Below are 11,842 nucleotides of genomic sequence, written 5' to 3'. Positions count from 1 at the left end.
CGCGGAGTGCGTCGCCGAAAATGAAGCATCCATCAAATTGTGCAAGAGCCTTGGGATGCGCCAGGAAGGCCTGTTTAAGAACCGCGCCTGGATGAAACAACGCTGGTGGGATATCTCGATCTGGGCGGTACTTATTGAAGACTGGACTCCACCAAGGAACGGTGGCAATAACTAGTTTCGGCTGATCGGCTCTCGCCTGAATCCTGGACTTCCCTAATGCAACTTCTCTCACGGCGGCGCTCACGCCCGCGAACCAAGACTTGTCAAACACTATACAAGCCTACTGGGTACACTTAGCCACGACCGGCAATCCGAACGGCGGCGGTAATCCCACTTGGCCGGACTACGACACTTCGTCCGATTTGCATCTCGAATTGGGGGCGAACATTGTTGCGGGTGCGCACCTGCTCAGCGAGCAGGCGGATCTCTTCGAGGCGATTCTCCTGGACAATCTAACTCCTTAACCACGGAGTTGCGTGTGTTGAGTAACCGTTCTCTTGAGCATGAATTTGCTCAGGTTCTCATGGTATCGCAGCGAACACCCACGCGCGGCGCCATCGGGCAGGGACTGAGGCCGTTTGAATTCCTTTAATGCCATCGGCTGACGCGGACCTTCGAAGACCGCTGCCATGCAAGTCGCGGGGATGGTCATGGGTAGTTGCTTCCGAGGTATGCTGGTCTCGCGAGCACTACTGTTTCAACAAGTGCCGAAGCGCCGGTTCCAGATCGGGCCAGGCAAAGCGATAGCCCGATTGCAGAAGGCGTTCGGGCAACGCGCGCGCTCCGGTCAGTAGCATCTCATCGGCCATTTCTCCCAGCGCCAGGCGCAGCGCAAATGCCGGCGCTGCCAATGCCGTTGGACGCGAGAGTACACGCCCCAGCGTTTTCGTCAATTCCATGTTCGTCACGGGATTCGGCGAGGTTATGTTCACCGGGCCTGATACGTCCCTGCTGTTCAGCACATGCAAAATCCCCCCGATGGCATCTTCAAGCGCCACCCAACTCACGTACTGCCGCCCGTCACCAAGAGCCCCACCGACACCCAACCGAATTGGCATCAGCATCTTTTCCAGAGCGCCCCCCCGATCGGACAGGACGACCCCAAAACGCAGATTGACTACCCGGATTCCTGCGTCCGCCGCCGGCCGGGTTGCATTCTCCCATGCGCGACACACATCCGCCAGGAATCCGTTGCCCGGCTGGTCGATCTCGGTAACGACTCGGTCCTGCGTGTCGCCGTAGTACCCGATTGCAGAAGCGCACAGCCATGTCTTCGGCGGTTGCTCCATCTGGGAAATCACACTCGCCAAGAAAGAAGTGGTCTGGACACGGCTTTCGCGTATTGCCACCTTACGGGCTGAGGTCCAGCGGCCGGCTGCTACATTCTCGCCTGACAGGTGAATGATCGCATCCGCCCCGTTCAGCGAGGACATGTCAATCCTCCCTCGGGCGGGATCCCATTCGATTTCTGTCGCGGGATCGGAACTGGCACGGCGCACAAACCGGATAACGTCGTTTCCAGCGGATTGAAGCGACGAAACGAGTGCCGACCCTATCAGCCCTGACGACCCAGACAAGATGATTCGCATGTGAACCCTCGCTGCTACGCCGGGAAACTCTTCCCGATTTCTTGCGCCGCGGGGGGAATGGCGAAATGCCACTGAGCGATCAGCCAAGTCTCTTCACGCTTTTCTAACACGACCGTCAAGCGACCGGTGAACTGCTCGGTTTCACCGTCGATTGTCGCAGAAAACGTTACGTCGCTGGCAACCCATGCCACGGATCCACATGCCGAGATCTGCATCCAACCGTACTCAACGGAAGCTGCGTCGGATTGTTGCCAATCTCGCTCAACTTGCTCGCGCACTTGGGTAAGTCCGATGCGCCGTTCATCCGGACCCGACCCCAGTACGGTGACGTCTGGGTCCGGAATCAGCATGGCAAGGAGACTTTCCACATCGCGCTGTTCGTAGATCGCGGCAAATCGATCGAGCGCTGCTCTTACCTCGGTTGCTGTTCTTGGATCGGCCTTCACCTGAAATTCTCCCCTTGGTTTACGTTTTCAACAATATGGATAGTACCGGTAGAATTTCACGTCATAGCGATGCAGAATTCCAAGCATTTTCTCGCCCTGTTCGGAGCCATTCAGCGATTCAAGCCACGTAGGATCGATGATGTCGCCACCCCCGCTCTGCTTCAGCATCGCGCGGACGATATCGAGTTGACCGCTTTCGATTGCGACGTGCAGAGGCGATTTGCCTTGCCAGCGAGATTGGTCCGCGGCTCCACCGTATATGAGCGCAGATGCCATCTCCGTTTCGCCCCGCAGAATGCAATTAACAAGAATGTCTCTGTGATGCTGCATACATCTTTCGAAGGTCTCATTCGCCCTGTGCGCGCGAAGCAGCTTGACTGTTTCCACGTCTCCTGCAATCGCGACTTGGCACAACAAGCATGTATGCGGGGTTGCCCCTGTAAAGGCAACGATGTCAACGCCCTTGCGAATACCGCGCTGCACATCCGCCGAGTCGTGAAAACGGAGACCGCCTTCCACAAGTGATCGAAGCTCACCCGATGTCATGGGAATATGATCGGTCACGTAAAGAACATGGAATGTTCCCAAAGAGACAAGCATCGCGACCAAACAGAATGCAACCATTGTGAATGCGGTTCGAATCTGTTGTGTTTTCATGTTTCTTGTCTTCTCCTTCTGTCATTCTAGCACGGCCGCGGCAAAACTAAACACGGCGCACATCTCTTGGACGTGCGCCGCGATTACTCAGACTCAGTTGGGACGTGAGGTGACTTACTTCGTGGGAACCACCTTGTCGTAGTTCGGCTCGTTCTTCGCCGGACCCTGGCCCATGGTCCACTTGGCCGCATCTTCGATGACCTTTATGAAATCGGGATTCGTCCATACATCTTCGCGGTGACCCATCCCATTGAAGTATACGCGGCCGTTTCCATACTGGCTGCACCAGATCATCGGATACGACGGCACGTTGTACATTTCCTGCTTGCTACGTTCCTCGCCCGGATCAAGCAAGGCGAGCACGTGCATGTCCTTCTGATTGAGATTGATGAACATGTACCACTCGTCCTGAATCTGCCAGTCTTTGGGGAAGCGCGCCATTGCAGGGTGATCCGGATCGACTACCTTGAGGGTGCCGGCGAATTGCTTGCCGTGCGTCTTAAACTCGCCGCCCAACATCTTCAAGAACGGCGTTACCTCGCCATTTTCGGGCGTATGGAACGAGTCCGTCGAACTGTGGAAGCCCATGACCGAGCCGCCGTTGTTGAGCCACGCCAGCAGATCCGCGACGCCGTTGGGACCCATCGGGGGTTGGCCGTCTGTTCCTGCCTGAGTTAGATCGCCCGTGGTATAGAAGATGACCAGTTTGTAGTTCTTGAGGTTTTCCGCGTTGATCTTGCTCGCGTCCTTCGTGGATTCATAGGTCATGCCCATGCCTTCAAAGAGAGGCTTCAACACGGTATCGACATGACTCACGTTCTGATCGTTGTATTTGATCACGCTGTGCTCGAAGCCTGCCGACTTACTCAGGACCAGCACCTTGCCCTTGGCGCCCGGCTCAGCAGCATTTCCAACACTGGCACACCCCGCGACCAATGACACTGCAAACAAACACATCATGCTCGAAACGACAATTCGTGTACTCATCTGAGGCTCCTTTGAACGCACTCTTAGGAGGCGACGATCCCGCATTGCAGTGCCCCCGGTCGGCGCGGTTATCCCTAAAGCCTAGCGACAGGGCGCGTTTCTTTCAAGATGCGTGCTTGTGAAAGGGTTTGGGGTTGCGCAAGCAGGCGAGGCAGGTCTTTCTCCTACCCCGGGAATCGGTGGACGGGGTGAACCGCGCAAGTCAGTACACGCTTCCCGCTGCCATTGCGCTGATTAGGCCACGCTGGCGCTCCAAGCGCGCAATGATGTGGTTTTGGAGCATCTCGTCTATCGGCAATATGGTCGCCGTACGCGGATCCATCTCACTCGCCGTGTTGACGTTCAAAGAGCGTATGCCCGCGATATTGCACATGGTGTTCGCGGCATGCGTGATATGCGTCAGCAAGTGATCGGGTGGAACAAGTTCGGGCGCGTGATGCATGGCAATGGCTTCGACGAGGCAGGGCGGGAGTCCCCACCGATCGGCTATCCACGCGCCGATATCGCAATGCGTACATCCCTCAAGGATCTCCCGCTCCGCCTCGCATACCGGTAGACCGTCCTCTTGAACCAGTCGCAGGATCGGCCTTACGGCTTCGGGGAAATACTGAACAATGACAGCCTTGCCAATATCGTGAAGCAGCGCCGCAACGTGCGCGCCGTTCACGCCGGGTTTGCGCGTCCGGTAATGGGCTTCGATTCCGGATGCCGCCACCGAGCACGCCATGCTGTGCCGCCACAACATGTGCAACGCGCGCGAATTGTCGCGGTCGCGATCGAAGATGTTGATTACCGAGATGGCCAGCGACAATCGTTCGACTTCTTCAAAACCGAGAATGACGACGGCATCTGAAATGGTGCTGATTTGACGGTGAAATCCGTAGTAGCTCGAGTTGACGGCCCCCAATACCTTCAACGCGAGGGCGGGATCATGAGAGATCTCGTCGGCGAGATCGAGTGCAGTGGTCGATTCGTCCTGAATGATAGACAGGATTCGCACCAGGGTGGATGGAAGTGTCGCTACGTGTTCAAGCGACCATACTCTACCACGTACATCGGACACGCATTCTTGAAACATGGACTTCGCCTCCCCGATGATGTTGGGCGTCCATGTCAGCGTCGGCAGCCTCCCTCGCAATAGCAAGTATAGGAGTCATTTGTTTTTCTGTCAACGCAATTTCGGTTGACATGACTCTACTCGGCGTATACAGAGAATCTTGCCGCACGACACACAGCGGAAATGCGACATCGTAGTCCCACGACGTGTACTCGGTGTGAGTTTGCAGGACGATACGGAATGAGACAGCACTCGAGTTTTCAGTTCTTGCCGTTTTATCAGAATTAGCGAAAGGGAAACCGGACAATGGTCCAGATCTACGTCGACGCCGACGGTTGTCCTGTTAAGGACGAGGTGAATCGCGTCGCGCAGCGGCACGGACTTAGCGTCACCTTGGTGGCCAACTCCTGGATGCGCGCGCCGCAGGCAGACTGGTTATCACTGGTGGTTGTGGATGACGGATTTGATGCCGCCGACGACTGGATCGTCGAGCACGCGCAGCCGAACGACATCGTTATCACTGCCGATATTCCGTTGGCGTCGCGTTGCCTGAAGAAGGGCGCTGCCGTTCTCGGACCGAAAGGCCACCCGTTCACGGAGGCTTCAATCGGTGAGGTCCTGGCAACGCGGGAAATTATGGCGCACCTACGCGAATCGGGCGTTAATACCGGTGGGCCTGCGCCCTTCTCGAAAGCGGACCGTTCGCGATTCCTCCAGCAACTCGACGTGATGGTGCATGCGTGCCTGCGGGCAACGTGACACGCTGTCCCGCCGCGTTACTTCACCGTCGTCGACCACTTTAGACGCCTGAATTCATTTGGATTTCCCTGATCGGGCTGTTCCGCCATACACTCTATGGTCGATGTGCCTCTTGCCGCGAACGAGTATTTGAGCACACGGTCGCTGGACACTTCTTTGCCATCAACGCGCCACGTGTACTTCTTGAAGCCCTCCGGGCCGGGAACAGTTATCTGCGTCTTGGCGGGAACGGTCCACTCGAGGGGCGCTTGCGCAACCACCTTAAGCACGCCTTCCCACGAGGCCACAATTCCTGAACCCTTCTTTTCCACGACAGATAGAACATGGTCGCCGGACTTCTCGAACACGTGGGACAGCTCGCTCTTGCCCGGGCCTTGAAGCGCGACGGAGCCATCGACGGTCCACGTGAATTCGTTGTCCGACCCGTTCTCGAGCGACACGTTGAAGGCGTACCCTTCATAGACGAATTCGGGAAGCGTAATGGAAAGCGTATTACGACCAAAGGCTTGCGTCATGCCCAGTTTAGCCTTGAGTTGATCGACCGTAAGCCCCTGCGCTTTCGCCTGATTCTCCAGCATGCCGGGCAGCTTGTCGAAGGGCGTCAATACGGCAGCCGTGACTTCGCCCGAGGCGGTCCCAATGCGAAGAGTGAACCCGCCTACCTGCGCCGTTTGAGGGTTTGGTTTGATCGTGATGCTCGCCGGACCGGACTTGGAGCGAGTGATGATGAACTGTTCCGAATAGTCGCGGTTGTCAATCATAATCCGTGCGTTCTTAACCGCTTCCGCTGCCAACGGCACGTCGCCGGACATCACCTGTATCGTCGCCGTATCGTCCATGCTCGAAAACGACACGGTATCCGGGACCGCCTTCAGCGGAACGGCCTGAGCTCCGGCGGTCACCGCGAGAATGCAAACGAATCCCAGGACTGCGAGTGCGCGCAGTTGCGAGCCGCGCTGGCAAGTCGTCAATTCTGTCTTCATCGCTTTTTCCTTCCACCCCTTTTCTGCCGACGTGTTGTATTATCCCTTTTGAATGCCGTGGGTTTCGCCACCCCGGCATCTATTCCCGAATTGCCATTTGAGGCGAGTGGGATATGGATCAATGGCTAAGGGGAACAAAACAAGGAATCATTGAACATGAACCGACGGGAATTCATCACCATGACGTCAGTTGGAACCACCGCCGCGCTAACCGGAGCCTCCCACGCCGCCGAACCGCCGCACGTCGATCCGCTTCCGGGCACACAGAGTGCGCCGCTTCCCGATCTTGGAACGCATTGGCCTTTCTTTGAGAAGCTTTCGACGCCGTCACGTCCAGCCATGAGCTTTCTGGAGGACAAATACAAGGACATCGGCGCTTGGTCCAAGGAGGCGCGCGCGACCCTTCTCGCGGACTTTCACTACCGTCCGGAACCGTGTGACCCGAAGCCGGAATTGGTGGAGACCGTCGATTGCGAAACGCACGTGCGCGAGCGCGTGCTGATCAATACGACGCCCCATATTCGCATCCCCGTATATGTCCTCATTCCCAAGAACCTCGACAAGCCGGCGCCGGCAATGGTTGCGCTGCACGATCACGGCGGATTCTATATCTGGGGCAAGGAGAAGCTGATTGACGTTGCACCGGAGCATCCGGCGTTGACGGAATTCAAACGCACCTACTACGGAGGCCGCGGGCTTGCGGATGAATTGGCACGGCGCGGCTACGCCGTCATTGTTTCCGACATGATGCATTGGGGTGAACGTGGACTCTATTTCGACGCCGACCCCGAACGGATCGCGAATCGGACGATGGACGTTACGCAGAAGGATATTCAGGAATTTAACGCACGGTCGTGGGCGCACGAGGAACTCGTCGCGCGAACCGCGCTTGCCGCGGGCGTCACGTGGTCCGGTATCAACATGTGGGATGACATCCGCGTCACCGATTACTTCTTGACACGACCGGAAGTCGATGCCAAGCGAGTCGGCTGCATAGGTTTGAGCCTGGGGTGCGTGCGCTCCATCTTCCTCGGCGCGCTCCACGAAGCGGTCCGTGCTTCCGTATCGGTGTGTTGGACGGCGGAGTACTCGCAGATGCTTCGCAACAACGTTCGCAACGGAATTGGGTTCACGAAACTGGTTCCCGGGCTGTACGGCGACCTTGATTGGCCGGATCTGGCCGGATTGCACCTTCCCGGACACCTCATGACCATCAACGGCCTGCAGGACATGCTGTATCCATTGAAGGCCGCGCAGGATGCAGTCGCGAAGATCGAGCGCATCTTCGAGAAAGCAGGGAAACGCGATCACTATGAAGGCGTCTTCTTCGACGGACCACATGAGTTCAATCTCGACATGCAGGAGAAGGCCTTCGCGTGGTTACAGCAGGTTCTCGCGTAGCACAAGCCTCCGCCCGAAAGGCGAATCCGTGCTATGCTGTGCCCGATTAAGCAGCAACCTGGGAGACAGGACATGAGTACGTCCATTCGTTTATGTGCCGTCGCAGTCCTTTTTGCAGTTTCGGTACCGGCATTCGCTGCCGAGAGCGTCATCGCTGAGGGACACGCTATCGAGAAGCTATCCGACGGCTTCGCGTTCACGGAAGGCCCCGCGTCCGATGCGGCCGGTAACGTGTATTTCACCGATCAGCCCAACAACCGCATTCATATCTGGAGTGTGGAAGGCAAGCTTTCCACGTTCATGGAGCCTTGTGGCCGTTCGAACGGATTGTGCTTCGACAAGGACGGTTACTTGTGGGCGTGTGCCGACGACAAGAACCAACTCTGGCGCATAGATGTAAAAGACAAGACCAATGTCGTGTACGAGAAGTTTCATGGCAAATTGCTGAACGCACCCAACGACGTGTGGGTAGCTCCCGATGGTTCCGCCTACTTCAGCGACCCCTTCTACAAACGCGACTACTGGCAGCGAGGCCCGTCGGAGCAGGACTGCGAAGCGGTCTATCGTCTTGACGCCAAGACGAAGAAGATAACGCGCGTCGCCGATGACTTGAAGCAGCCGAACGGCCTCATAGGCACACCCGATGGCAAGACGCTCTACGTTGCGGATATCGGCGATAAAAAGACCTACTCGTACACCATTCAATCCGACGGAACGCTTACCGATCGGAGACTCTTTTGCGAAATGGGTTCCGACGGTATGACCATCGACAATGAAGGAAACGTCTACCTGACCGGCGATGGCGTCTTCGTATTCGACTCCTCGGGTAAGCAGATCGCACACATTCCTGTCGATGCGCCGTGGACCGCGAACGTCTGCTTTGGCGGCAAAGACCGCAACGAGCTGTTCATCACGGCCAGCACGGCTCTTTTTCGGATTAAGTTGCGCACGAAGGGCGTAGGAAGCCAGTAGAGGTAGCCCGGACCATCGGTGCTTAGACGAGACTTCCGCGCTTGCCCATCGGCAGACTTGCATCTTGTCTTTTCCTCAGCACAAGTCGTACATTCTTGCGGGGGTCAAGGGGATCCCAATAAAGGAATGGAAAGGAGAGAGTCATGGCCTGTGGAACCAAGATGGCGAAGAAGCCCGCTGCTCCGAAAGCTCCTGCTAAGAAAAAGTCGGCTGCAAAGAAGGCGCCTGCCAAGAAGAAGTAGCAATTAGATTGCCCGCGTTCGTGCGGGATAGAGCCGAGCCTGAACCCGCCTTAACAGGTTGGTTGAGGCTCGTCTGTTTTCGCGGTCAATCGCAAGTCTTGTCTGCGCTGGCGCCCGCTCAATGCAGAGAAACCGAGAAGCAGGCACGCCGCGTAATAGAGGGGATAGACGATGTACCCGTTGAGGACTTCGGGATTAACATAGCGCCAGCGAGCTACGAATATGTCTGAGACGAAGATCGTCAAAGCCGCGGTCAGGATGAGCTTTCCTGCAGTTCCTCCCGAAGCTCCGAATGCCGTCAAAACCATGATGCCGATCACGGTGCTGTAGGTGCAGACCGCAAACACGTCAATGGGTTGGTTCACGTGTGGTAGCAGCCATCGGAGTATCGTTGCGACTACGAGAATCATGGGCGGCAGAGCTGTAAGAATACGTTTTCGCTCAATTCCTCTCGCGGCAAACGCACAGATGAACCCCGCGTGCCCCATGCAAAAGAAGACCATCCCCAGGAGATAATGCTGTCCCCCGAGTACGTCTCCCACCCAGAATGCGACAAGTCCCGCAACGAGAAAGCGTCCGTAAGCGGTGCTCAGCGCCCCGCCCGCGATTGGAAGCGCCACAAAACACGTTGAGGCTGCCAAAACGCTGGGAAAATGCAGTCTGATCCACTGACCGTTCAGGGCAAGAGTAACCCCGGCGGCACTCAGGGCGGTCAGAAGGGCAAGCGCCCACAATAGGGTAGAGTTTCGCGACACGACACTCTCCATTTGGTGAGATCTTGATCTAAAGACAACGTTCGTTGGCCCAATTTCGCGAGTATACTGGCGCACAGCCGAAAGCAAAAGGGGAGTGCCCGGACATTTTGAGACCGTGTCCGTTCCCGCAAAAAGCTGGACATCTCGCGCCTCAACAGCGGGGTTTGCGTTGAAATCCCCATTCTGCTGTGGCACCGTATACCCAGGTCATTATTGCTCAGGGCACGGTGAGCGGTTCCCTTCCATGAAGATGAACTCTCTCGAGCGGTTGCTCGTAAACAACCCGGTACGCACGTGGATGCTTCGCCAGCTAGCTCTGGATTTGCTGGCCCGCCATGCAGTGTCTCTCTCCGGCAAACGTGTCTTGGAGATTGGCTGCGGCCAGGGATCTGGAACGGAACTGCTGCTACGCGATTGCGGCGCCGACAAGGTATTCGCGTTCGACTACGACCCGCGCCAATTGAATCGCGCGAAGCAGCGCCACCGGGCGCACGGAATCGGTGGAACCTGTCTGTTCGTTGGAGATGGAGAGCGGCTCCCGTTCGCAAACGAGCAGTTCGACGTCATCGTCGAATTTGCAATTCTGCATCATATGCCGGGATGGCGCTTGGCCGTCAGCGAGATTGCGCGCGTACTTCGGCCTGGCGGAATTTTGGTTTACGAAGAATACCTCGAACGGTTCGTAGCGAATCCAGTGGTGTTACGGCTGTTGGACCATCCACGAGAGGGCTGGTTCAAGGCAGAGGCGTTTTATGACGCGCTCACCGGCGCGGGGTTGCGTCCCATGCCACCGCAGAGACATCTGGGCAACTACTGGCTGGCGGGTACTGCCGAGCGAATCAACTGAAGTCCTGACTGTGAACAACAGTTCCAAGGTTATCGTGGTTGTGAACCAAAGGGAGATAGGTGAGCGTGATGAAAACGATGCGATTTGTCATGGCCACGCTGGTGGTGTGTTTCGGCTTAACAATTAACGCATATGCCGACAGCTTCTACGTGAAGCCACATTTGCAGAACGTCGCTCCTGACGGAGTCACAATCATCTGGCAGACACACGAGAAAGGTCCCGCGGAAGTCGAATACGGCGTTGAAGGATCATTTGACGGCAAAGCGACCGTCAGTGCAGACGAAGAGATCCGGCGAGTTCGAATCACCGGCCTTAAACCGGATACGTCCTACTCGTATCGCGTTCGCGCCGGCGAAGAAGAATACGTCAATTCGTTCAAGACATCCCCCGGCGCCAACAACGATCGTGAGGTGACGTTCATCATCTTCGGCGATACACGACGTTGGGACGAACGTGTTCAGGAGACCGATTTCATCAATGAGATACTCCGCTGGAACCCTGAATTCTTCGTCATCAATGGAGACCTCGTTGGGAACGGACATCAGTATGAACTCTGGCCTCAGCATTTCAAACGATTCTCGGCCCTGAACGGCAAGTTCATGATTGCCACAGCGCGGGGAAATCACGAAGGCTCGATGCTTAACGATACGGACAACGACTGGTTTGGCAAATACCACGAAATGCCCGGTGGGTCGGAGCCGTATGCCGCATTCGATTGGGGAAACGTTCACGTGGTGCTGCTTTCCTGGGAACAGACCATGCTCAATCACGTGAAAGACACCGCGCAGTGGCTGGATCAGCATTTGAGCGGCGTGTCTTCGCGGTACACGTTTGTGACGCAGCATTTTCCGGTGTATTGCACCGGATACGCGGGGCCGACTGACAATCGCAAGGAACCCGGCGAAAGCATGGCATATATTCGTCGCATTTTGGATAAGCATCACGTGACCGCGCACATGGCGGGGCATACGCACATCTACGAACGGCACTATCCGCTGCGTGAAAACAAGCGTGATGACCGCAACGGGGTTCACTATTTGGTAAACGGCGGAGACATTGGGGGCAATTATCCGGACTGGTGGACAGCGGTTTCCGACGACAAAGCAACGATGGCCAAGCCAACGTATACGGTATATCAGTGCAAGAA

13 protein-coding genes and 1 pseudogene are annotated in these 11,842 nt (G+C 56.5%); 7 read left to right on the top strand and 7 right to left on the bottom strand.

The features are described from left to right. The first annotated feature begins 200 nt into the window (after positions 1 to 200). On the top strand, positions 201 to 464 hold the full coding sequence (locus K1Y02_21335) for a carboxylesterase family protein (GenBank protein MBX7258920.1): 264 nt from the start codon (positions 201 to 203) through the stop codon (positions 462 to 464). 225 nt (positions 465 to 689) lie between these two features. On the opposite strand, the gene K1Y02_21330 is transcribed toward K1Y02_21335, so the two are convergent. The 5 genes from K1Y02_21330 to K1Y02_21310 all read right to left on the bottom strand — a co-directional run bounded on the left by K1Y02_21330 (position 690) and on the right by K1Y02_21310 (position 4,757). Next, a complete protein-coding gene (locus tag K1Y02_21330) occupies positions 690 to 1,589 on the bottom strand; it encodes a TIGR01777 family oxidoreductase (GenBank protein MBX7258919.1) in 900 nt (299 codons plus the stop codon). A 14-nt stretch (positions 1,590 to 1,603) separates the two neighbouring features. Further along, positions 1,604 to 2,035 (bottom strand): nuclear transport factor 2 family protein, encoded by a 432-nt coding sequence (locus K1Y02_21325; protein MBX7258918.1) that lies wholly within the window; start codon positions 2,033 to 2,035, stop codon positions 1,604 to 1,606. Between the two features lie 27 nt (positions 2,036 to 2,062). Further along, a complete protein-coding gene (locus tag K1Y02_21320) occupies positions 2,063 to 2,692 on the bottom strand; it encodes an ankyrin repeat domain-containing protein (protein ID MBX7258917.1) in 630 nt (209 codons plus the stop codon). A 114-nt stretch (positions 2,693 to 2,806) separates the two neighbouring features. Then, positions 2,807 to 3,679 carry a ThuA domain-containing protein gene (locus K1Y02_21315; protein ID MBX7258916.1) on the bottom strand — a complete coding sequence of 291 codons (873 nt, stop codon included), beginning with the start codon at positions 3,677 to 3,679 and terminating at the stop codon, positions 2,807 to 2,809. 202 nt (positions 3,680 to 3,881) lie between these two features. Beyond that, entirely contained in the window at positions 3,882 to 4,757 is an 876-nt protein-coding gene (locus tag K1Y02_21310) for an HDOD domain-containing protein (GenBank protein ID MBX7258915.1), read from the bottom strand. Positions 4,758 to 5,042: 285 nt separating this feature from the next. Here K1Y02_21310 and K1Y02_21305 point away from each other — a divergent pair, with 285 nt between their 5' ends. After that, the gene (locus K1Y02_21305) at positions 5,043 to 5,495 is read left to right on the top strand and encodes a YaiI/YqxD family protein (protein ID MBX7258914.1); all 453 of its coding nucleotides are present in this window, start codon (positions 5,043 to 5,045) and stop codon (positions 5,493 to 5,495) included. Positions 5,496 to 5,512: 17 nt separating this feature from the next. Here K1Y02_21305 and K1Y02_21300 read toward each other — a convergent pair whose 3' ends face one another. After that, positions 5,513 to 6,478, bottom strand: a complete 966-nt coding sequence (locus K1Y02_21300; GenBank protein MBX7258913.1) for a hypothetical protein — start codon at positions 6,476 to 6,478, stop codon at positions 5,513 to 5,515. A 156-nt stretch (positions 6,479 to 6,634) separates the two neighbouring features. Here K1Y02_21300 and K1Y02_21295 point away from each other — a divergent pair, with 156 nt between their 5' ends. From K1Y02_21295 to K1Y02_21285, 3 genes and pseudogenes are all read left to right on the top strand, one after another. Then, positions 6,635 to 7,879 carry an alpha/beta hydrolase family protein gene (locus K1Y02_21295; protein MBX7258912.1) on the top strand — a complete coding sequence of 415 codons (1,245 nt, stop codon included), beginning with the start codon at positions 6,635 to 6,637 and terminating at the stop codon, positions 7,877 to 7,879. Between the two features lie 72 nt (positions 7,880 to 7,951). Next, the gene (locus K1Y02_21290; GenBank protein MBX7258911.1) at positions 7,952 to 8,851 is read left to right on the top strand and encodes an SMP-30/gluconolactonase/LRE family protein; all 900 of its coding nucleotides are present in this window, start codon (positions 7,952 to 7,954) and stop codon (positions 8,849 to 8,851) included. A 143-nt stretch (positions 8,852 to 8,994) separates the two neighbouring features. After that, a pseudogene (locus tag K1Y02_21285) lies at positions 8,995 to 9,087 on the top strand (histone H1). Between the two features lie 56 nt (positions 9,088 to 9,143). On the opposite strand, the gene K1Y02_21280 reads toward K1Y02_21285, so the two are convergent. Then, entirely contained in the window at positions 9,144 to 9,848 is a 705-nt protein-coding gene (locus K1Y02_21280; GenBank protein ID MBX7258910.1) for a lysoplasmalogenase, read from the bottom strand. Between the two features lie 244 nt (positions 9,849 to 10,092). On the opposite strand from K1Y02_21280, the gene K1Y02_21275 reads away from it, so the two are divergent. Continuing rightward, on the top strand, positions 10,093 to 10,695 hold the full coding sequence (locus K1Y02_21275) for a class I SAM-dependent methyltransferase (protein ID MBX7258909.1): 603 nt from the start codon (positions 10,093 to 10,095) through the stop codon (positions 10,693 to 10,695). Positions 10,696 to 10,760: 65 nt separating this feature from the next. Beyond that, the coding region (locus tag K1Y02_21270; GenBank protein MBX7258908.1) for a metallophosphoesterase at positions 10,761 to 11,842 on the top strand (1,082 nt) is incomplete at its 3' end.

It is taken from the genome of Candidatus Hydrogenedentota bacterium, from assembly GCA_019695095.1.
GTDB lineage: Bacteria > Hydrogenedentota > Hydrogenedentia > Hydrogenedentales > SLHB01 > JAIBAQ01.
Note: the sequence above shows the minus strand (reverse complement) of the source record. Positions and strands in the feature narration are given on the sequence as shown.

Excerpts from the sequence above, each read along its gene's own strand:
- K1Y02_21330 (MBX7258919.1), bottom strand. The coding sequence starts at position 1,589 with ATGCGAATCATCTTGTCTGGGTCGTCAGGGCTGATAGGGTCGGCACTC.
- K1Y02_21320 (MBX7258917.1), bottom strand. The coding sequence starts at position 2,692 with ATGAAAACACAACAGATTCGAACCGCATTCACAATGGTTGCATTCTGT.
- K1Y02_21315 (MBX7258916.1), bottom strand. The coding sequence starts at position 3,679 with ATGAGTACACGAATTGTCGTTTCGAGCATGATGTGTTTGTTTGCAGTG.
- K1Y02_21310 (MBX7258915.1), bottom strand. The coding sequence starts at position 4,757 with ATGTTTCAAGAATGCGTGTCCGATGTACGTGGTAGAGTATGGTCGCTT.
- K1Y02_21305 (MBX7258914.1), top strand. The coding sequence starts at position 5,043 with ATGGTCCAGATCTACGTCGACGCCGACGGTTGTCCTGTTAAGGACGAG.
- K1Y02_21300 (MBX7258913.1), bottom strand. The coding sequence starts at position 6,478 with ATGAAGACAGAATTGACGACTTGCCAGCGCGGCTCGCAACTGCGCGCA.
- K1Y02_21295 (MBX7258912.1), top strand. The coding sequence starts at position 6,635 with ATGAACCGACGGGAATTCATCACCATGACGTCAGTTGGAACCACCGCC.
- K1Y02_21290 (MBX7258911.1), top strand. The coding sequence starts at position 7,952 with ATGAGTACGTCCATTCGTTTATGTGCCGTCGCAGTCCTTTTTGCAGTT.
- K1Y02_21275 (MBX7258909.1), top strand. The coding sequence starts at position 10,093 with ATGAAGATGAACTCTCTCGAGCGGTTGCTCGTAAACAACCCGGTACGC.